We start from the raw sequence: 21,606 nt of genomic DNA, 5'->3' as shown, positions 1-21,606 counted from the left end.
AACGAAATCAAACTTCGTAGAATTGTAAATTTTCATACAATTCTTTTGGCAGCGCCCCCGACGCATCCATATACTTTTTGTACTTGTTTTCATGTTCCTTATGCTGTCTCGATCTAACATTTTTGAATTTGTTATGTAGCTCTGCGAACGCTGGTTGGCCAGAAACTTTTTCACGAATGGCTCTTTGAAACGGGATGTGCCGATAGAAGATCGCTCTTACGACTCTGTTGACTCTTTGGACACCTTCTGATTCATATTTCAGCCACAGGTTATAGTCATAAGCAAACTTATCCCGGTCTGTTCTAAATCTTTTGAATTCGGAGGTGATTTTCTCTTTTAGCTCGGGCGAGAGATCTTTGCTTTTTTTGTAAAACTGGATGTAATCTGTATAATCAGCTGTAATGGATGGAATCCCCACATTATTCCAATCCGGACCAAGAATGTTTTTACAAAGCTCCCATCTAAATGCGGCGATGGCATCCATCAGGAAGGATTTTAAATCTCCCGTGACAAGATGAGGAATGGTAATGCGTCCTTTCGATTCTTTGGATCCACTACCACGGAAAATGGAGAGGTCTTGCCACATCATCACGCGGGGGCCGATCGAAGGAACGATGATAAAATCTGGAATGATAGACCTTTGAACGAATTCATTTTTGATTCCGATTTCTTCATTTCGATATAAAATTTCTCGATTGAAGGCGGTATAGTCTACCGCCAAAATTTCTTGGATGGCTTTCTCCACATGGGCTTTTGTCACATAACATTTATCAATCGGAAGAGTGATATGGTATTTTGTGAGTATCGGGAAGTGGCTTGAAATATTTCCAGAAGTCAAACGGACATTTGGCTCATACATAGCGTTCATTTCATACGCGAGTCGAGCTTCCCCCGTATCATATTCAGGAGGAATGTCTTTATCTGACTTGATACCTGAGTCCTTTAAATCCAGTTTTAGCTTTTCAAAAAAAGTTTGACCAAGCTCATCTACCGATGTCGGTATTTCCCTTCCGTAAATTTTTTCGAGCCAATCCGTACCGAGATGAACGGGTACATTTCCGTTAAATCTGGGTTGTTCCATGCGGGCACGAAGTTCCACCAGATGACCTTCCTCTAAAAGGCTTTCATCAAAATAGCCATAACGTAACATCATCTCAACCGCAGTCGGTGCCTTTCTTCCATCCTTTAGCCATTTTGTAAATGAGCGTTTGTAAACATCCCAGTATGTTTTAGCAATGGTACGTCTAATCTTACGATTGTCTGGATCTGGATCTAGAGGGTTCTTGAAGGTTTTTAATTTTACCATCAAAGTAGAAAATTCTTTTACTGCCTCGGGATCGGCTTGCGCATAATTTAATATTTGCGAAGCGGAATTGAGCAATTCTGTTTTTAAACTATTGATATCAATCCCAGCGGTAATGGAATCGTCACCACTACTTGCCTTCTTCTCGTCGGAGGCTTTTTTTGAGGTAAGTTCATGAGAATATTTGGTAGTTAGTTCTTTTTGCTTTTTCTCTAGGGTATCAATACTACTCGTCGCTCCCGCGAAAGGTGTTCCAAAAATTTGATTGAATTCGGCAAGGTGAGCTTGCGCTTTTTTGAGAGACCATTCCGTAATCGGAAGAAGCGTTGTGGAAGGGATGGTAGAATAACCTGTGGAAAATAAATCCAAGGTTAAATTCATCTTTTCAAGTAAAGATTGGTCCCCACTGAGTAGCGTCTGCATGGATTCCGTTAAATCAGTAACCTCTTTTTCTAAAATGTCGAATAATTCACGATAGGTGGCTACATAACTTTCTGCGGCACTTTGCAAGAGGCTAGGATCTGCTTCGAACAGGGCTTGGGAAATTTTCGGATTCACGGCAAGAATCTTTCTGATAAAATGAAATTCGGAGTCCCTCCATTCTACGGTATCTGCATAATCCTTTTGAAAAAACTCACCATGATCTTCATCTAAAAAGGATACAGAAGGGGATTCAGGCAATAAACCACCATGTTCATAAAATCCTGCCAAATTATTTCTGATGGACCGCATAACAGGATCAATGATGTTTTCATCACGTGTGATTGGTCCTCCTGGCTGGAGGTCAGGAAAAATGGATGGATTTAAAATGAAATACGCGGCACCCAAATTATCAGTAGTAAACTCGATACTGGAAGTAAGGCCACGAATCGCCGTTATGCGCTTGTAAAGCTCCCCAATTTCTTTGAGCAGGGTTCGAACAGCCATAACACCAACCGATACTTTTTGGGTAAGGGTTTTTTTAGCATTTGCTTGGTTCATTGCGTAAGTAGAGATGACGCAAGATGATTTGGCACGAATCGTATAAGGAAGCGTTGTCCCTTCTAACAAAGCAAAGATGCCAGGTGTTAAATTTGCTCCTTCGAGTGTATAAAGGGCAAAGGAAATGTCACCTAAATTGACCTCAACTCGCACAGAACCTTCATGGAGTATATTTAGGGACTGGGAAGGTCTTCCGGAAACGAACAGAACTTCACCTGGATTGACTGGGATCTTTTGATTATTTTTACTGGTATCTAGAGGCATGTTTGGATTTTTGATTACAACGTATCGTTCCTACAAAAGGTATGAATCTTTGTCCAAATTGCAAAATACTTTTTAGAAAAATATAGAATGTTGAACACAAATACATCATTTTCCAAAAAACAGCAGATCACTGTCCCTGGCGACAAATCTATTTCACATCGCAGTGTCCTATTTAGTTCTCTAGCTCAGGGTAAGTCAGAAATTTCCGGTTTTTTAGAGGGAGAAGACCCGAAAAACACAATGAAATGTTTTTCAGAGCTCGGGGTTCGATTTGAATCTCTTGGTCAAGGACGTTATCTCGTGCAAAGTCCAGGAAAACACCGACTCGTTTCCCCGAGGGATGTACTTGATTTTGGAAATGCAGGGACTGGGATTCGACTTTCCGCAGGGCTTCTTGCGGGACTTCCGCAGATTTCTGCCATAGTCACTGGCGATGCCTCTTTACGGAAACGTCCCATGGCAAGGATCATGGATCCGCTACAAGCTATGGGCGCCGATATTAGGTCGATTTCCGGTGACGGGAAGGCTCCCCTGCAAATCCAGGGAAAACAGCTCTCAAATTATTCCTACAAAAGTCCGATTGCCTCGGCCCAAATCAAAAGTGCTCTTGTCCTCGCGGCACTCTCATCGGATATTTCTATTGACTATGAAGAAAGCGAGCTATCTCGAGACCATACCGAAAACATGATTCGGTTTCTTGGTGGCAACCTAGAACAAATTTCACCTCTTCGTTTTTTACTTAGCCCACCGTATGAGTTTGAAGGTACTTCCTTTGTTATACCTGGAGATCTTTCGAGTGCCTCCTTTTATATCGTACTTGCGTTATGTGCTAAAGGCGAACCAACCATCATTACAGGAGTGGGTTTAAATCCTTCTCGAATCGGTATCCTCACCGTCTTACAACGAATGGGTGGAAAAATAGAAATTTCAAACCCTCGCCGTGAATGTGGAGAGGAAATCGGTGACCTAGTCATCTATCCATCAAAATTGCACAGAATCGAAATTGAGGAAGCGCTCATTCCATCCATCATAGATGAAATTCCCATCCTAACGATTGCGGGTCTCTTCTCTGAAAATGGATTCTCGATTCGTCACGCAAAAGAACTACGAGCTAAAGAATCAGACAGAATTTCGGCAATGGTATTGAACTTGCGTAAGTTGGGTGTTGCAGTGACTGAATTTGACGATGGTTATGAATTTGATGAAACCAAAGAGATCCAATCGGCACAGATCGATACTTTCATGGATCACCGGATTGCGATGAGTTTTTCCATCTTGGCTAAGCTCTCGGGTGTTGATTTAAAGATTGATGATGTGAGCTGGGTGGATACATCCTTCCCTGGTTTTTTCGAATTGCTTAAGAAATTTTAATCGGCAAACGGATATGGATTTCGGTTCCATTCTTTCTCTCGATAGAAAGGATCGCATTCAATCTTTTTGATAGAAATTGAATCAGAGAAAGTCCAAAACCGCTCGGATTTTCAAAATCTATGGACTCAGGCATCCCTTTCCCATTGTCTTTGATGCTCATTAAATAATCTGTATTTAAGATACGACCGCTAATAGAAATATTCCCTTCTTGGTGTTTCTCAAATGCATACTTCATGATATTGGTTAAAATTTCATTCACTATGATTCCAAGATACTGCAATCGTTTTACGTCGAGATCAGCATCATCAATGTCTAGTTCCAAAGAGATGAACTCACTATTAGGAAAATTTGAAACGATTTCGCTTGTAAGGGAATTCAGATATTGGCTAACGGAAATTTGATCGTAATCTTGGGTTAGATATAATTTGTCATATAACATCGCCATGCTTTGAACACGACTTGCAGCATCCGTTAATGCAGAGATGGCAGAGGGATGTTTTATGGAATCGATTTGTAATTCGAGTAGGCTATAGATCATACTCATATTGTTTTTGATCCTATGGTGTACTTCTCGCAGAAGAATTTCTTTTTCATCCAGAAGTGTCGCGACTTTTGCTTCTGCTAGCGTTCGATCTGTTACATCGTGAATGATTGAAAAAAGAAGAGTTTCCTGATTGGAGATGAGTGGAGTCGAATGCACTTCGACATTTCGGATTTCGCCGTTTGACAATCTGTGCTGAAATCGAAAATAATTTCGCTTCTCTGATACGGCAAGCTTCATCTCCTCCAAAATTTTTTCCGGAGAAAGTAAATTGAGCTGGCTGATCGGCATACCGATGAGTTGGTTTCTTGTGAAGCCATAAAATTGTTGGGCAGAAGGGTTCGCATCCAGAATCTTTCCTATCTCTGGATTGATTAACAGCATAACAGATGTATTTCTTTCAAAAAAATCATAAAACTGCTTTTCTAAACCAGAAGGATTCATTTTCGGATTCCAACCTTCTTTCAAGAGAAAGGTCTGTCAAATGATAAACAGACTTTAGAGTTTGTGAAAAATATCTTTCGGGGAGTTTTGACTGTTGCAATTTTCCGATCGACGATTTGAAAATTCAATGTTAGAATGAAATCCGAAGGAAGATTAAATGCAAAAAATTGAACATGTCATCGCCATTGATGGACCTGCAGGTTCAGGAAAGAGCACCATAGCCCGAATGCTTGCCAGTCGGTTAGGATATCTCTATCTTGATTCAGGAGCCTTTTATCGCGGGCTAACACTCGCACTCTATGAATTATACTTAAAAGATCATACAGATATCGATAAGTTCCCTTATTATATTGAAAGACTAGCCGATGCGTCTATTTTGGAAAAAGAGAAAGGTGAGTTTGGTTTTTCTTTGCAAGAAATTCCACTTTCCTGTAAACTTTCGGAGCTTGGCACCAATCAGATGTTTCTCGGAGAGAGAGAGATTACAGATGCTATTCGCACTCCCGAAATCACAAAACTCATCAAATACATTGCTCCACAAAGGATCTTTCGTGAATACGTGAATGCCAAGATCCGAATGTTTGCACGCGAACATAAACTGGTCATGGATGGGCGTGATATCGGAACCGACGTTTTCCCAGATTCCAAAGCAAAGTTCTTTTTGACAGCTACTGCCGATGTGAGAGCACATAGGCGGCATGCAGAATTGCAAGGGAAGGGGATCCACCAGGAACTTTCGCATATAAAAGAGGAGATTTTAGCCCGAGATGCCTCCGATGAAACCCGAGTCGTGGCCCCGCTCAAGCAGGCTCCCGACGCAATACTCATTGACACGTCAGAGTCCGACACGGAAACTGTCCTAAATACTATCCTGTCACGGCTTCCACAGCTATGACAAATCTAAGTTTTGTATCCCGGTAACCATTGAATTCAACCACCCCTTCCTCCCCCAAAAACGAGACCACTTCTTCTTTCGGAGAACTCCTAGAAAAGTGGGAATCACAAACACAAGAACAAGATAATTCCGGCAGTAAAGGACTGCTCATTGACGGCACCGTTGTAGACGTAATCGGAGACACAGTGTTTCTCGATATCGGTGAAAAACTGGAAGCACGAGTTCCAAGAGAAGATTTCTCAGAAACGCCGAAACGTGGTGAAAGAGTCAGTGCGATCCAAAAAAGACGGGTCGATGGATATTGTGTTCTCTCGAAAAAGGAAGCAGACCAAAGAGTTGGATGGGAAACCATTAAAGATGCATCCGTAAACGGATACCCGCTATCGGGTAAACTGATCAGTGAAGTGAAAAACAAAGGTTACCTCGTAGAAAGCGAAGGCATCCAATTATTTTTGCCAGCATCTCACGTAGGTGTTCGCTTCAAAGAAGCCACTGAATCTGGAAAAGAATTCCAATTCAAAATCATTGAACTCAATGAAAAAACGAAAACAGGTGTTGTTTCTCGTAAAACACTTCTCGAAGAAATCAACGGTGAAAAATGGGAAGAGTTACTTGAAAAAGTAAAAGTAGGAGATAAAGTCCAAGGTAAAGTCGTAAAGATTGCAAACTTTGGTGTTTTCCTATCTGTCCACGAAGTTGTTGGCCTTCTTCGCCAAAACGATATTTCTTATAAAAAATTTGCTCCTTTCAAACAATACTTTCAGATCGGCGCTGAAGTCGAAGTGACAGTACTTGAAATCGACAAGGATAATAATAAGCTTTCTCTCGGCATCAAACAGCTGTATGAAGATCCATGGGGCTGGGCGAAAAAGGAACTAGAGAAGGGTATGGTAGTACGAGGAATCGTAACCTCCCTCACGAACTTTGGTGCCTTTGTGGAATTGAAAGAGGGTCTCGAAGGCCTCATTCACACGACAGAACTTTCTTGGGCAAAAAAACCACCACATCCAAAAGATGTTTTGAAGAAAGGCCAAGAAGTTGATTCTGAAATTCTAGACATTGATTTTGAAGCACGTAGACTTTCTCTTGGACTCAAACAGTTATTGCCGAATCCGTGGGAGGCGTTGTCTTCTAATGTTCGCGCTGGTAATGAACTCGAAGGAAAAATCACTGGTATTACAAAATACGGTGCCTTTGTGGAAGTGGAGAGTGGGATCGAAGGTCTCATCCACATTTCAGACATTACATGGGATGAAAGAGAAAAAAATCCACTTTCCCTTCTAAAAAAAGGCCAAGCGATCAAATACAAAATTTTAGACGTAAATCTCGATGCCCAAAGGATCAGTTGTGGTCTCAAGCAACTATTAGAACATCCGTACGAAGCACTTCGCAAAAAATACCCACCAGGTACTCTTGTCGAAGGTCGTGTGAAATCCATCGTGAGTTTCGGTGTTTTCGTAGAAGTAGAGCCTGGTTTTGAAGGACTCGTGCATATTTCTGAGATTCCTGATGGAAGAAACATCAAGTTGGATGAACTTTATAAAGTAGGGGAACAAGTTAGGACGGTTGTCGTGAAAATCGAACCAAATAACAAAAAAATCTCTCTATCCATAAAAGATTTCGATAAGGCTGTCGAAAGGGAAGAAATGGCGAAATATATGAAGGAAGATAACCAACCTTCACGTGAGTCGATCGGATCTTTCATGAATCTCAATAACAATCGTTAGTCCAAATGGATAAGTTTGTTAAAAAGAACATCATAGACAAAAAGCGTGACGAAGAAATGCGAGCTCATCAGGATGAGTTCGCAGACTTCGAGGGAAGCAAGGCTGAGCTTTATTTTTTAAAGTTCACGCACATGCTTGCGCGAAATCGTAAAAATGTTTTCATCGGACTCGGTATCGTTTTCGTTTTGCTTGCAAGTGTAATAGGTTTTTTTGAATACCAAGATTACCGTTTCCAGAAAGAAACGGTACTTTTTGAAGATCTTGTCACCAAACACAAAAAAGCGAATGCTAGTCCATTAGCACAGATCGCCGATTTGGAAGTATTTCTTAAAGACCAAAGCTCTGGAAATATGGACCTTCGTGTCTGGAAAGATCTTTCTCGTTTGTATGCTGAAACATCCAATTGGGAAAAAGCGGCGACTTATTTAGAAATGGCCGGTAAAAAAATTGATACCCCGAAAGAGATGAAGGCGTATTACTTTTATATTGCGGGCAATTATAGAGACAAGCAGCCAGATCTCAAAAAAGCATTAGAAAATTATAAAATCTCTTCCACTCTTCTCGATACAAATAACGAGGCAAAATCTTTTAAGGCTTGGTCTTTTTACCAAACGGGCAGATTGCAATTGGCAAACGGTGACAAACCTGGTGCCAAACTTTCTCTCGAAAAAGTTTTGAAGATCGATGGAAGCGAATCTGATACTTTAGAAGAAGTGAAACTTCTCACGACGTATCTCCTTTTAAAACTCGGGAAATCGTAAACCCATGCTGACCCTCGCTCTTCCTAAGGGAAGGCTTGCTATGGAGAGTGCTGAAATTCTTCTTAGCAAAGCTTGGTTGTCGGCCCTTCCCCCAGAAGATTCCAAAGAGCTTACCTATACATCTCCAGACAACCGTCTACGCCTACTTTTTGTTCGTTCCCAGGATGTTTGTACCTATGTGGAAGAAGGTGCCGCAGATGCGGGAATTGTTGGATGGGACATAATTAAGGAAGGAAAGTTTGATCTGATTGCCCCCATTGATCTAAAGATTGGTGCTTGCCGCCTTTCGCTTGCTAGCTTCCCTGATTTTGATTTATTTGCGAAACGTTCCAAGGTTCGTGTGGCGACAAAGTATCCAGAGTTGACAAAAGAATATTTTTTTTCCAAAGGAATTTCCTGCGAAGTCATCAAATTATATGGATCGATTGAACTTGCACCCATTGTCGGCCTCTCGGATTGTATCGTCGACTTGGTCTCAACGGGTGGGACACTCAAGGCAAATGGCCTAAAAGAGATAGAAGTGATCCTAGAGAGCACCGCACGTCTGATTTGCAACAGATCTGCATTTTATTCAAAACAAAATGAACTCGGTACTTTAATTGAGAGCTTAGAAAATTAAATAGATTGTTTTCAGAATGCACCGCGAAACGATAGTAAAAATTAGTGAGAATTCCATAGAGGATAGCCATGGCAGTCCCAAAGCGACGTAAATCCAAATCGAAAGTTAGAACGAAACGAGCGCATCATGCGATCGGGAAACCTAACTTGAACCCTTGTTCTAATTGTGGTTCTTATATTCTTTCCCACCGTGTTTGCCCTTATTGCGGTTTTTATAAGGGTTCACTCGTTGTTGTTCAGAAAGTAAAAAAGACTACTGAAGAAACCTAACACCTATGTGGGTCGCCGTAGACGCGATGAGCGGAGATTACGGCCCGGAATGTATTGTTGAAGGAGCTGTCCTCGCCGTCCGGGAATATGGCCTTTCTGTTTCCTTAGTTGGAGACGAACAAGAAATTCTAGACCTACTGTTAAAATATGAATATGACACGGAGAAAATCCGTGTCATACATTCTACTGAGATCATTGGTATGAATGATTCGCCGTCTATTGCCGTTCGGGCAATGGAGGATTCATCTGTTGTGAAAGCGGTTAGACTTGTAGCAGAAAAAGAGTGTATCGGAGTGTTTTCTCCGGGTAACACTGGTGCTACGATGGCCGCAGCTCTTTTACACCTTGGTCGCATACCTGGCGTACTGCGACCTCCTATTGCTGCCCCCATCCCCAGGGAAGAAGGCGCTCCCGTACTGTTGCTTGATGCTGGTGCTAATGTTGACTGTAAGCCAGAATACCTTGCCCAGTTTGCTGTTATGGGAGAAATCTACTCACGAGAAGTGTTAGGCGTTGCCAAGCCCAAAGTTGGAATCCTTTCCAATGGTGAGGAAGATAAAAAAGGAAATGCAGCCACCGTCAGAGCTTTCGAAATCTTAAAAAAAATTCCCTTTAACTTTATAGGAAATGTGGAAGGTCGTGATCTCTACGGTAGTGGTAGAGATGTAGACGTTGTCGTCTGCGATGGATTTACAGGAAACATTGTCCTTAAAGCGACAGAGGGCCTTGCAAAATCTATTTTCAATGTCTTAAAAAATTCCATAAGGCAGTCAAGTCTTGCACAAACTGGTGCCTTATTATTAAAATCAACTTTCACCGCTGTCAAAAAAAGGCTCGACTATGCAGAGTATGGTGGGGCACTTCTTTTAGGTGTTGAAGGGATTTGTATGATTGGCCATGGGTCCTCAAATGCTCTGGCTGTTAAAAATGCAGTGAGGGTCATCACAGAATGCGCCAAACATGGCATTAATGAGAGCATAGCTAAGAAAATAGGTGAATTTAGAGCCCTAATGGGTGAAAGCTAATTCAAAGAATCGGGAATCATTTTTTAAAAGTCATAATTAAATTACAGGAGAATTAGATGATCAATTTAAATGGAAAAGTAGCAATCGTTACGGGAGGCGCTCGCGGAATCGGGAAAGCCACCTGTTTGAAATTAGCTTCTCTTGGAGCATCCATAGTAGTAGCGGATATGAATCCAGAAACTACCAACGCAACTGTGGAAGAACTAAAATCCAAAGGTTACAAGGCAATCGGTGTACTTGGAAATATTTCATTAGAAGCAGATGCACAGACTTTAGTTGATACAGCCAAAAAAGAATTTGGATCTGTTGATATCGTTGTAAATAATGCGGGTATCACAAAAGACACTCTACTCATGCGAATGAAAAAAGAGCAGTGGGACGCGGTGATTGCTGTGAACCTAACGGGAACCTACCTAGTTACGCAGGCAGCCATCAAAGTGATGATGAAACAAGAAAATGGTGGATCTATCATCAATCTATCATCAATCTCTGGTGAAAATGGAAACATTGGACAAACGAACTATTCTGCTTCCAAAGCAGGAGTGATTGGTTTTACAAAAGCTGTCGCATTGGAAATGGCATCGCGAAAAGTAAGATGCAATGCAATTGCTCCAGGTTTTATTGCAACGGAAATGACAGAAGCGATTCCAGAAAATATCCGAGCTGGTATGGTTGCTGCGATCCCGTTAAAACGTGCGGGTCTTCCTGAAGACATCGCGAACGGCATCGCATTCCTAGCATCCGATGCGTCTAGTTTTATCACAGGTCATGTATTGGACATCAATGGTGGTGGATTTTTACCAGGTGGCGGTCACTAATTCGATTCCTTCGCTTTCGATTTCTTATTAGAGAAGGCTTGCAGTCCAGTTGACTGTAAGCTTTCGAATTCGCTTCTAAAGGATAAGTTCTGTTATTTCGTGATTAGATCTGGAACGGTGCTGCTATTTAATAATTGTTTCATGATTTCCTGGTCATCCGTTAGTTTTTTGAGAAGATTAAAATTCTGATCAGCCTCAATGTATTCCCTTCTTAGATAATTTAACCACTGTTTCATCCTCCCTTCGGGATTGTTGATAGTACGATTTTCCTTCATTAATGCATAAAATTTTTCTAAGAGCCTAATCACCTCATGCCAGGATAAGGAATGGTTACGTTCTCCGCGAATCATAAGGGCAAGGGCAGGATTTGAGATCATTCCTCGGCCAAGCATCAAATCTATGCAACCAGAGATTTCTTGGCATCTGAGTGCATCCTCATGCGACCAAATTTCACCATTGGCGATGACAGGTATCCGTACGGATTGTTTGATTTTTGCGATCCATTCCCAGTAGGCAGGAGGTTTGTAGCCATCAACTTTAGTTCTTGCATGCACCACAATTTCTTCTGCACCTCCGCCACTTAAGGCCTCTGCACATAGAACTGCAGTATCTGGGGTCTCATATCCAAGTCGCATTTTAGCAGTAACAGAAATTGATTTTGGAACAGCTGCTCTGACCGCTCTCACAATTTCATACATTAACTGAGGTTCTTTGAGAAGGGCAGCTCCTCCTCGGTTCCGATTCACCGTAGGTGCAGGACATCCAAAATTAATATCAATGCCAACGGCTCCAAGGCTTGCGACTTTTGCTGCATTTTCTGCCATGCAGATAGGATCTGAACCGAGAATTTGGACTCGAACGGGGACGCCTGATGTGGTCATGCAACCATTTCGTAATTCTGGAACTGTTCGATAGAATCTGCGGGAGGGAAGTAGGGTATTATTTACACGTATAAATTCGCTGACACAAAAATCAATGCCTCCTACCGAAGTGATGATTTCTCTCAAATAATAGTCGAGGAGACCCTCCATTGGTGCGAGCAGTAGGCGCATAAGTCATTTGATTTTTTTACACCCTCGCACCAAGTTTAAATTATTTTTTCATGTTTTCTTTAAGAGCATCTAACTCTGATTTTGCATTATTTTTAATATCAGATTTCTGGTTTGCTGAATTGTTTTGCATATTCTGAGCGTCTTTCACAGTCTCACCCTTCGTGCTATCCATAAGTTCTTTGTTAGCTGATTTTTGGGTTTCTAATATATCTTGATTATTTGCCTTTTGCTCATCGATAATTACTTTGTTTTGAGTTTTAAAATCTTCCAGGTGTTGTTTGATTTGTTCTCTTTCTTTTTCGAATTGCTCTCTGATCGATTCCATTTGGACTTTTGCTTCTTCTAATAAATCTGCGGCAGACTTGCTTTGTTCAGCAAGCAGTTGTTTGTCTTCGTCTGTTAGTGGTTTTGTTTCGCGAATGGATTCATTGGCTTCCGATTTATTTCCTTCGGTTACATAATCCCCTGTTTCGCTAAGTTCAGACATAGATTCATCCTTTTTCCAATCCGTTTGGACAGTCCCTTCGGAGACCAGCACTTCGGAAGAATTTGAAGTCACCACTGTTAAGAATTCAGTCCCTCTCACGCCAGCAATCTGCGTTGGTGTTACAACTTGAATGGTCTCCCCTTTTTTAAGAGGTTTCGGCTGTTTGACAAACACCCGTCCGAGCGTGAGTCTGAGGGTGCTTTTAACTACATTTTGGTCGGCCAATAGTTTTGTATTCAAAATGAGTTCAGAGCCTTCCAAGAGTCGAATGATACCACCTGTTGAAAGTATGAATTCCGCTTGGGATTTTGCTGCTGTTTTAATATGGTCGCCGTCATGGAGGAGGTCGAGGAGTTTAGGTGAAAAAGTTTTACCTTCCGCATTGGAAAAAGTAACCACTCCTTGGGTTCTATAATAAACAACTGTCGAAATCGATTCCTCCTTGATCGTTTTTGGTTTGCATTGAAACGTAAGAGCAAAGATGATAAGAATATAAAAATATTGTTTCATTGGATGACCGATTTGGTTTTCGCGTAACTGAGTCTCATTGAAAACCTTTTCCTCTTTCTAAATTTAGGAAAATTTTAATATTATTTTTAGATTTTGACAATCGAATTTCTGGGACCTATTAAAGGAAAAGACCATGATCATAAAAAATTTCATCAAAATACTTACCGTTCGTTTGGAACTCATCACTTATGCAGTCGTTGTTCCCTTTGTCTGTATCTTTGTTATGTTCGTCAATGGATTTGATTTTGGAGAATCTGTCTACTTTCTAGTAGGAGCATTGGCAGGAAGTACATTTACCTTACTTACGGTTCCAGTGGTCCGGTATTTCCATCTCAAGAAAATGCTATCGGTTTTGGAATTGCCAGAGGAGAGGAGACATCCAGACGATCTGGCAAATCTAAAAAGAAACCTTTTGAATTTTCCAATCCTGGAATGTTATTATGTAACGATACAATGGGCTATAGGCGTACCGATTGCTGCTCTATCAAGTAGCCATTTTCTGAACTATGAACTGAAACATTATACCAGCTATTTGGTTTCTTTTCTGATGATATTTTTTATCAACATTGTGACACATTTTTTTACCTGCGAAATCATTATAGGGAATGAATTGGCAAAGGACCGTTGGGATCATATACCCACAAAAAATGTAAAAAAAGTTTTTATGAGGACTCGAATTTTCATCTCCATATTATCCGTCGTGTGGCTTTGCTTTTTCATGTTCGGCTATATGGTATACGTAGAGAATCAGAAGGTGATTCATTTAGAAAACATTTTCATTTACCTCCCCATCTTGGGTTTGCAGCTGCTTGTACTTGCTGGCCTTGTCACCTACCTCTTTTCCCATTCAACTTCAAAAAATACAAGAGATCTCATCAAAAACTTAATCGATCTCTCCGAGGGAAGGATTGGAGCCAATTCTCCGATGATAAGTTCTGATGAAATCGGGGCGGTTAAACAATCTCTCAATCATTTCAATTACAGACTTTCCAAAATCATCAAAGATATCGAAAAAGAATCAGATAGGTTGTTACAATTTTCCAATTCTTTAAAATCGAAGGCGAAGTCTACAACGGACTTGCTCATTGAACAATCTGCCTCCACAGAACAAATGTCTGCTGCAAGTAAGGGTCTTTCCCGAAGTGCCAACGGGCTCATTCAAAAAACCCATGATCAAATGAAACAAATGGAAAAATCAATGGAATCATTAAAATTATTAACAGCTAAAATCCAAGAGATTGCGCTCTCGAGCAGTCATGCTGCACTCCAATCGGAAACAATGGAGGCTTTGGCACAAACGGGGAATGAAAAAATTCAAGTCAGCATAGACCATATGGGTGCGATCCGCGAGATCACTCTAAAAATACAAGGCATCTCCTCCTTGGTTTCTGAAATTGCAGATCGCGTGGGTCTACTATCTCTCAATGCTTCGATTGAAGCGGCAAGAGCCGGGGAATCGGGGCGAGGATTTGCTGTTGTGGCTCAAGAAATTTCAAAATTAGGAGAATCAACGCAAAAAAGTTCGAAGGAAATTGATACCTTAGTCAACCAAGCCGTGAAAGTCGTCAGTTTAGGAACTCATTCTATGGAAGATTTAAAGCAGGCCATGCGTACGATATTAATGAGTGTGGAAGATTCCATACTCAACATAAAAAAAATCCAGGGCGTAAGTGTAGACCAAGCCTCCTTAAGCAAGGTTGTCACCGAGAATTCAACGGCTCTTTTTGATTTTACAAAGGTCATTGTAAACGAAAATCAGGAGCAAGCAATGGTTTTGAAACAAATCATAGATGCCGTAGAGACAGTTGCAGAAAACACAAATTATTTGGTAAGTGCGGGAGAAGAAAATCAGAACTTAGCAAACGATTTGCAAGACCAATCGAGCAAACTCAACAAAACAATTGGCTTTTTCCAGGCCAAATGAGCCAGAGAATCGGATCCGTAAAGCCCAACACTTCGAAATTTGTCTGTCATAGCATACTATATTGCAGTAAATATATGCTATAGCAGATAATCATTCCAAAATACCATCTTTTCGAAAGGGAGCCATCGGGTCTCTGCCGGGAAAAAGATAGCGGGAACGATTCTAAAAATAGACCATTTAATTGATGTTTGGCGCAAGAAATTCCGCTTATTCTGGATCGGTACTGAAAATTAAGTATTTAGACTTGCCAAAAATTCCGACAATTTCATTTTAAAAAAACGCTGGGCATTTAGGTGCACCAGGCGGAAAACAACTAAACAATTTTTTGCCCCACTGTAAACGTTACGGTGGCCTGGAGGAACACATGGCAGATTTCGAAAAAATTAAGTCAATCATCGTTGAACAACTTGGTGTTGATGAGTCAGAAGTAAACCCTGAGGCTCATTTCATCAATGACCTCGGTGCAGACTCTCTTGATACAGTTGAGCTAGTAATGGCTCTTGAAGAAGAGTTCGGTGTGGAGATTTCTGATGAAGACGCAGAAAAAATCCAAACTGTTGGCGATGTAATTAAATTCATCGATAAACTTAAGGGGTAATTCCCAATCAAAAAACCGGGTTTCCTTCACGGGGAACCCGGATTGTTTCTCCATTGCACAAAGACTCCGCATCGACCTCAGAACATTGGACCTCCGATGCTCGGCAACAAGACCTCAATCAATTACAAGCACTTACTCATACAAAATTCAAAGACCTACGCCTTCTCAGCCAGGCCTTCACACATAGATCCTTTTCGAACGAGATCAACAACTCTCATAAATCTGATAACGAGCGCTTAGAGTTTCTAGGTGACTCTGTACTCGGTCTCCTTGCGGCTGAGTACCTTTACCTTTCCCTTCCTACAGGTAAGGAAGGGAAACTTGCTAAACTCAAAAGCAAAATCGTTTCCATGCCCGCAATCGCTGCAATTGCTAGAAAATTCCAATTCCAAACCTTTTTACTCCTCGGAAAAGGAGAGAAAGACAAAGGTGAAAAGAATGCGAACTTACAAGCAGATTGTTTTGAGGCTTTTTTGGGAGCTCTCTATCTTGACCAGGGACTTGACGCTTGTCGGAAATTTCTTAAGTCCAATTTTAAGCGCATGGACCAACTGCTTGAAGAGGTAGAGGAAACTAAAGATTACAAAACCATCCTGCAGGAGTTTTGCCAGAAAAAATGGAAAAAGACACCCATTTATAGAATTGGAATGGAAGAAGGTCCAGACCATGAAAAATTTTTTGAAGTGATCGTGGAGCTAGAGGGTAAACTATCTGCAAAGGGGAACGGAAAAAATAAAAGGTCTGCCGAACAATCTGCCGCAAAACAGGCATTAATAAAGCTTGAGATTATATGATAGATTTTTTTGTAAAGAAAAAAGGGTTACGGGTGAGAGTCGCTGCGCTCATCCAAGATGCAAAGGGCAAAGTTCTTCTCATCCAACAAAAGAAGAATACAAGCGGATATTGGCTTCTCCCCGGGGGAGGGATAGAATTTGGAGAATCTGCCGAGGAAGCTCTAAAACGAGAATTGAAAGAAGAACTAGATTTAGAAGTGACTAAGTCTTCCTTTCTTTTGGTAAATGAATCGATTGACCCGAATCGAAAACGACATTTGATCCAATTGGTTTTTTTGGTCCAAGTGAAAGCATTGCTCCCTAAACTCAATCCGAAAGAAAAAGCCATTTCTGGTTTTGGTTATTTCACGAATGTAGAAATTCAGAAAATGGATTTGAGACCAGATATAAAAGAATACTTTAAAAAGAAAAAAAGAAATCCATCGATCTATTTATCTAGCAATTGGGTGGCTGAGTCATGAAATTACAATCCAGACAAGTCAATGGAAATGGTTTTTCCTATCCTGTTGAGTTGCATGAAGACTTAAACGGACTAAAAGAAAAACTAGCTTCGCTTAAGGATGTTTCAAAATTTTTCATCATTACAAATCGGCAAATTGCGGGAATCTATGAAAAATATCTTTTTGCGGAATTAAAGTCTCTTTCGATACCCTTTCATATCATCTATGTCAAGCCAGGTGAAAAAAATAAGCATATCGATCGATTAAAGAAAGTCTATCATGAACTTGTAAAAGAGGATGCAGATAGGAAAGCCGTTATAGTTGCGTTTGGTGGTGGCGTTATCGGTGATTTTGCTGGATTTGTCGCTTCAACATATCAAAGGGGCATTCGCTTTGTGCAAGTTCCCACCACGCTACTTGCGTGTGTAGATTCCTCAGTTGGTGGTAAGGTAGCTGTCAATTTAGATTTAGGAAAGAATATGGTGGGAGCCTTCTTCCAACCAGAGTTCGTTTACGCTCCCTTGTTCGCCTTGTCCACTTTGCCTAGGAGAGAATGGAGCTGTGGACTTGCTGAGATCGTAAAGCACGCGTTTCTTGAAGGGGGAGAGCTCCTCAATCGCCTTGAGTCGACTTCTAGAAAGGACTTTCATTCTGGCGCCGAGGTCCTTAGATACTGTATTGATGAATCTGTAAGGTTTAAGTCGAGCGTCGTCGAACAGGATGAAAGAGAAGGCGGTTTGCGAGCCATCTTAAACCTAGGTCACACGACGGGACATGCGATTGAATCCGTCACTAAGTATGCAAAGTATTCCCATGGCGAAGCGGTTTCCATGGGCCTAATGACAGCATTACTACTTTCAAAAAGTGTCTTAGGGTTTTCTGAGACAAACATCGAGCGAGCAGTGAAAATGATGAAGGCTCTCGAATTACCGCTTAAGATCAATGAAAAAATCAATGAGATCATAGAGCATATGGATCACGACAAAAAGAAAGAGGGGTCTACATTAAAATTTGTCCTTCTAGAAGACTTCGGTAAACCAAAGTTTGGTGTATCTGTCGGAAGAGACAAAATACTTGAGGTGCTAAAATTTCAAAAAGGATGGGATTTGCTTGGGCGGTAATATAAAAGAATTTTACTTCGATCTAAATCCATTTACTCTTTTACGCACGATGGATAGAGATTTTTCTCAATCTTTCATTCTGTTTGCATACCTGATCCTATTTGCTGTCTTCGCTTATAAAATGACCATGTTTCTATTGGAGAAAATAAAACCTCCAAGCGATCCTGCACAAGAGTACAACAGACGAAAAGTAATTAGAGCAGGATTTCTCATTTTTTTCGCGATCGTTTATCTACCTGTTATCTTTTCCAGTTTATCTTTATTGCCAACTGTTCTCGGACTAGCCGGTGCCGGTATTGTCATATCACTGAAAGAGGTATGGCTGAATATGGTGGGTTGGTTTATGATCATGGGAGGGAATGGCTTTCATGTTGGCGACCGTATTGAAATTGACAACATCAAAGGAGATGTGGTCAATATCGGTTTCTTAAAATTTACTCTACTCGAAGTTTCTTCCGATCCCAAAGCGGAACAATCGACAAATCGACTGATTCATTTTCCAAACTTTTCCATTGTGATGAATCGATTTTTTTTAGTTTCCGATGCTATGGATTTTGTTTGGGACGAATTTAAAATTAGTCTTACGGTAAACTCAGATTGGGAAAAAGCGGAAGTGATTTGCAATCAAATTTTAAACGAAGAACTCGTACTCGCTCCTGAGCTTGTCGAAGAAAAAATCCGAGAGTTATCCAAAAATTATTTGGTGCGATTAGGTAAGACGACTCCAATCGTTTATACTTCCCTGGAACAAGATGGCTATATACTACTTTCCTTACGATACCTAACTCCCATTAGATCTAAAAGGTTAAATCGCGTGCTTGTGTCGAAAGAAGTATTAAAGAAGTTTAAAGATGAACCTGATATACATCTGGTACACATTAAGGGGTAAGTTCGTATGAAATTTTCAAAAATGATTCCGTGTCTTCTACTAGCCAGTTTAGTGATGTGTAAGGGCAAGAGTGTCTGGCCTCCCAATGTGCCTGAGAATGCTACCTACCATAGAAAGTTAAATGGATATTCATTGAAGGTAGACGGATATGATTACGCTTGGTATGAGAATGGGAATTTGGTCACCAAAACAAAGTTAAACGAATTTCAAATTTTTGATGGAAGAGCAGAACGTTATAATTATAAGACAGGCATTTTGGTTTCATTCGGACAATATAAAATGTCAGAGAAAGATGGTAACTGGCAATGGAAATACTTTGATGGAAAACCTTATTACGAGATGAATTTTTCGCAAGGAGTAAGGAAGCGTAAATTTTGGTATCCCACGCTCGAATGGGGAAATGAAAACGGTGCCTATCTACGTTATTTTGAAAATGGTCGCGTGAGTGAGAAAGGCTTCTATGATGGAGGCAATAAATCCGGAGATTGGGTAAAATACTACCCCGATACAAAGATTGAGTCCAAAGGTAGTTACTTCGAAGATATGAAAGTGGGTGAGTGGTTTTATTATTACCCAGATGGTAAAAAAGAAGCCGTGGAAAGATTTACGGACAAAGGCGAATTCCTTTGGCGGCAGACTTATTACCCGAATGGAACCGTTTGGTGTGAAACAAAGCGAGACCAGGCGAGCATTTGTAATTAGTCCTTAGGCATATTTTAAAATTCTGTACCTTTCGTAAATAATCCAGTGTTTGCCTGGATTAAATCAATATTGAGCAATAGAATGCTAAATAGGAAAGTTACAAAGAACACAACCAGTATGGTTGCAAAAAGTCCAAAAAATCCATTCCTTAAAAATCGAAATTGTAAATAGGCAATGCTCACGAGTGTATTTTGCCAATTTGAGAGTGATTTTTCACCACCAACCTTTCCATAATTATAGATATAAAATCCAGATAACAGAGCGAGTAGTGAAAAGATAAAAATGGTAAACTCGGTTACATAATGCTTTTGCAATAAAAACAACGGAATGTATACAAAATTTCCGATCAAGATGCCAACAGCGATTATGATTAAAAAGTGCAAAAAAAGCTTTAGATAAGAACCACCGGAGGTAGGTTCGGGAGCTCTTCCTTCCTCCTCTAGTGAAGCCGAATGTTTTAATGTCTCAAACGTTTTCGGTTCATTTTTTCCTTTTTCCAGAAAGACGAGTGCAAATATGCTGAGCACGAATGTAGTGAGGAAGAATATGATTCCCAGTATCCCCCATGAGTTACCATCAGCTAGGACACGGATTTGTAAAAATGTTTGCTGTAGTGACCATAACATTCCTAACGCAAAAACAATGCGATTGAGAGATAGATAAAACCAAGCTTGGAAATAATGGCTCACAAAAGCGGAGAAACAAAGGATCATATAAAATAGGATGAGAAAAAATAATATCCTCTGGCCAATCAAGATACGTTTGAGTTTATCAACTGTTTCCTCTGGCTCGGTGTCGATAGGTAAAACTTCTGATTCAAGCTCATGGATCAAATATGAAATGTAATCCACACGGAACCAAATTCCTCGTTTCACCTCTACTCTTGGATTCATGTTTTCTACTTTTGAAAGATCGGTGGTATCACTAAAGGAAATGGGCTCAGGTAAAATTACTTCATAATCGAAGAATAGAGAATGGGCACCAACTAACAAAAGCAAAAGGGGAACTATGGAAAGAATTAATTTTTTATACATATGACCTAAACAAAAAAGAAAATAGCAACAAGACCGATGGCAACTAAACCAAGTATAAACATAAAAGGTAAAATATGTGAAACATCTCCTGCATCCCTTCGTTGAGGTGCATTCGCTTTGGAAGTCGCTGTGACGGATGCTACTGATGTTAATAATGGAGCCGCGCCTGCAGATGAATCAAATGTTTTAATTTTAACAGAATTTTCCTCTTCTAAAATTTTCCCATAGACCTGTTCATTGATCTTAATGACAACTTCTGAAATATTTTTCGAATTTGAAATGTTTACGATCTTTGCAGGTACTTGCTGAACAATGCCTTCTGGATTGATAAGATTGAGAGATGAGATGATATTATCCGTAATGGAATCTCCTGGCAGTAGTCTGATAAACACTGTATCACCTGGTTTTAGTTCGGTGAGAGGTGTCCCGTTGACTGGTGAAAGCTGAAAACGAAACTGGACTAGTTGTTTGTCGATGGGTATGATAAACCCAGGCGTTGTTGGTGGTGGCGTGAGTGCATCTGCCGCTTCCTTTCTAGCGATCTCATCTTCATCTACAGTTGTCCTGGAAATCTCTGAGGGATCGATGACTTCATAATGAATTTCTATCGCAGGATTTGATTTACCAGCAATCCGTGTATGAAGTTGTAAAAAAATAAATTCAAGTCTATCGACCAAGTTATGGTCTGTATAATGTAAAATCTCAGTCAGCACACTTTCAGAAGAGAAAGCAGTCTTTAAGGACTCCTGTAAAGATTTAGTTATGTTTTTTAATTGGTCTCCTTTGTAGATCACCCTTTGCACTCGGTTGCAAAAATCCTGAAAGGTTGTTCGTACGGGAAGTAGAACCAAGGGACTTCCGCTAGACACACCCTCATATTTTACCGATTTGACCTCAACGGGATCTAGGATGGCTGCAAACATGGTGTAAACCATATTGGCCTCGTCGCGAATGACAACTTTTAGAGAATAGTAATTTGGTGTTCCTGGCATAAGGTTCTTTTTTGACAGTATCCGTCCAAAGGAGAAAGCTGTCAA

The 21,606-nt window shown here is 40.6% G+C and carries 21 protein-coding genes; 15 read left to right on the top strand and 6 right to left on the bottom strand.

The genetic code is table 11. The features are described 5' to 3' along the window. Positions 1–7: 7 nt before the first annotated feature. Positions 8–2,548 (bottom strand): cyclic nucleotide-binding domain-containing protein, encoded by a 2,541-nt coding sequence (locus EHQ58_RS02660; RefSeq protein ID WP_135621799.1) that lies wholly within the window; start codon positions 2,546–2,548, stop codon positions 8–10. An 87-nt stretch (positions 2,549–2,635) separates the two neighbouring features. On the opposite strand from EHQ58_RS02660, the gene aroA reads away from it, so the two are divergent. Continuing rightward, positions 2,636–3,919 carry a 3-phosphoshikimate 1-carboxyvinyltransferase gene (gene aroA, locus EHQ58_RS02655; protein ID WP_135621798.1) on the top strand — a complete coding sequence of 428 codons (1,284 nt, stop codon included), beginning with the start codon at positions 2,636–2,638 and terminating at the stop codon, positions 3,917–3,919. On the opposite strand, the gene EHQ58_RS02650 is transcribed toward aroA, so the two are convergent. Next, the gene (locus tag EHQ58_RS02650) at positions 3,906–4,904 is read right to left on the bottom strand and encodes a histidine kinase dimerization/phosphoacceptor domain -containing protein (protein WP_135621797.1); all 999 of its coding nucleotides are present in this window, start codon (positions 4,902–4,904) and stop codon (positions 3,906–3,908) included. The genes aroA and EHQ58_RS02650 overlap by 14 nt on opposite strands. Positions 4,905–5,061: 157 nt before the next feature. Between EHQ58_RS02650 and cmk the strand changes: the two genes are divergently transcribed. The 7 genes from cmk (at position 5,062) to fabG (ending at position 11,018) form a co-directional block, all read left to right on the top strand. Then, positions 5,062–5,799, top strand: coding sequence for a (d)CMP kinase (gene cmk / locus EHQ58_RS02645; RefSeq protein ID WP_135621796.1), 738 nt, complete (start codon positions 5,062–5,064; stop codon positions 5,797–5,799). Between the two features lie 29 nt (positions 5,800–5,828). Next, on the top strand, positions 5,829–7,526 hold the full coding sequence (locus tag EHQ58_RS02640; protein WP_135621795.1) for a 30S ribosomal protein S1: 1,698 nt from the start codon (positions 5,829–5,831) through the stop codon (positions 7,524–7,526). A gap of 5 nt (positions 7,527–7,531) precedes the next feature. After that, positions 7,532–8,287, top strand: coding sequence for a tetratricopeptide repeat protein (locus EHQ58_RS02635; RefSeq protein ID WP_135621794.1), 756 nt, complete (start codon positions 7,532–7,534; stop codon positions 8,285–8,287). A 4-nt stretch (positions 8,288–8,291) separates the two neighbouring features. Continuing rightward, a complete protein-coding gene (gene hisG / locus EHQ58_RS02630) occupies positions 8,292–8,906 on the top strand; it encodes an ATP phosphoribosyltransferase (RefSeq protein ID WP_135621793.1) in 615 nt (204 codons plus the stop codon). Between the two features lie 68 nt (positions 8,907–8,974). Next, positions 8,975–9,175 carry a 50S ribosomal protein L32 gene (gene rpmF / locus EHQ58_RS02625; protein ID WP_135621792.1) on the top strand — a complete coding sequence of 67 codons (201 nt, stop codon included), beginning with the start codon at positions 8,975–8,977 and terminating at the stop codon, positions 9,173–9,175. Positions 9,176–9,180: 5 nt separating this feature from the next. Beyond that, on the top strand, positions 9,181–10,200 hold the full coding sequence (plsX, locus tag EHQ58_RS02620; protein ID WP_135621791.1) for a phosphate acyltransferase PlsX: 1,020 nt from the start codon (positions 9,181–9,183) through the stop codon (positions 10,198–10,200). 56 nt (positions 10,201–10,256) lie between these two features. Next, the gene (gene fabG, locus EHQ58_RS02615) at positions 10,257–11,018 is read left to right on the top strand and encodes a 3-oxoacyl-ACP reductase FabG (RefSeq protein ID WP_135621790.1); all 762 of its coding nucleotides are present in this window, start codon (positions 10,257–10,259) and stop codon (positions 11,016–11,018) included. 92 nt (positions 11,019–11,110) lie between these two features. Here fabG and EHQ58_RS02610 read toward each other — a convergent pair whose 3' ends face one another. Continuing rightward, positions 11,111–12,070 (bottom strand): tRNA dihydrouridine synthase, encoded by a 960-nt coding sequence (locus EHQ58_RS02610; protein WP_135621789.1) that lies wholly within the window; start codon positions 12,068–12,070, stop codon positions 11,111–11,113. Positions 12,071–12,110: 40 nt separating this feature from the next. Continuing rightward, positions 12,111–13,067: a FecR family protein gene (locus EHQ58_RS02605; RefSeq protein WP_135621788.1), complete on the bottom strand. Its 957-nt coding sequence runs from the start codon at positions 13,065–13,067 to the stop codon at positions 12,111–12,113. Positions 13,068–13,200: 133 nt separating this feature from the next. Here EHQ58_RS02605 and EHQ58_RS02600 point away from each other — a divergent pair, with 133 nt between their 5' ends. The 7 genes from EHQ58_RS02600 (at position 13,201) to EHQ58_RS02570 (ending at position 19,535) form a co-directional block, all read left to right on the top strand. After that, complete coding sequence (locus EHQ58_RS02600; protein WP_135621787.1) at positions 13,201–14,991, top strand: methyl-accepting chemotaxis protein; 1,791 nt, start codon at positions 13,201–13,203, stop codon at positions 14,989–14,991. A 364-nt stretch (positions 14,992–15,355) separates the two neighbouring features. After that, a complete protein-coding gene (gene acpP, locus EHQ58_RS02595) occupies positions 15,356–15,589 on the top strand; it encodes an acyl carrier protein (protein WP_135621786.1) in 234 nt (77 codons plus the stop codon). Between the two features lie 53 nt (positions 15,590–15,642). Continuing rightward, entirely contained in the window at positions 15,643–16,383 is a 741-nt protein-coding gene (rnc, locus tag EHQ58_RS02590; protein ID WP_135621785.1) for a ribonuclease III, read from the top strand. After that, entirely contained in the window at positions 16,383–16,844 is a 462-nt protein-coding gene (locus EHQ58_RS02585) for an NUDIX domain-containing protein (protein WP_210412773.1), read from the top strand. The genes rnc and EHQ58_RS02585 overlap by 1 nt, the downstream gene beginning before the upstream one ends. Continuing rightward, entirely contained in the window at positions 16,841–17,944 is a 1,104-nt protein-coding gene (gene aroB, locus EHQ58_RS02580) for a 3-dehydroquinate synthase (RefSeq protein WP_135621783.1), read from the top strand. The genes EHQ58_RS02585 and aroB overlap by 4 nt, the downstream gene beginning before the upstream one ends. A gap of 49 nt (positions 17,945–17,993) precedes the next feature. Further along, positions 17,994–18,833 carry a mechanosensitive ion channel family protein gene (locus tag EHQ58_RS02575; protein ID WP_167883522.1) on the top strand — a complete coding sequence of 280 codons (840 nt, stop codon included), beginning with the start codon at positions 17,994–17,996 and terminating at the stop codon, positions 18,831–18,833. Between the two features lie 6 nt (positions 18,834–18,839). Next, on the top strand, positions 18,840–19,535 hold the full coding sequence (locus EHQ58_RS02570) for a toxin-antitoxin system YwqK family antitoxin (protein WP_246047073.1): 696 nt from the start codon (positions 18,840–18,842) through the stop codon (positions 19,533–19,535). Between the two features lie 14 nt (positions 19,536–19,549). On the opposite strand, the gene EHQ58_RS02565 is transcribed toward EHQ58_RS02570, so the two are convergent. Next, the gene (locus EHQ58_RS02565) at positions 19,550–20,569 is read right to left on the bottom strand and encodes an LIC_10230 family protein (RefSeq protein ID WP_135621781.1); all 1,020 of its coding nucleotides are present in this window, start codon (positions 20,567–20,569) and stop codon (positions 19,550–19,552) included. 5 nt (positions 20,570–20,574) lie between these two features. Further along, entirely contained in the window at positions 20,575–21,561 is a 987-nt protein-coding gene (locus tag EHQ58_RS02560) for a hypothetical protein (RefSeq protein ID WP_135621780.1), read from the bottom strand. Between the last annotated feature and the right edge of the window lie 45 nt (positions 21,562–21,606).

Origin of the sequence: Leptospira ognonensis, from assembly GCF_004770745.1 — a bacterium.
Classification (GTDB): Bacteria; Spirochaetota; Leptospiria; order Leptospirales; family Leptospiraceae; genus Leptospira_A; species Leptospira_A ognonensis.
This window is presented reverse-complemented; position numbering and strand designations above follow the sequence as displayed.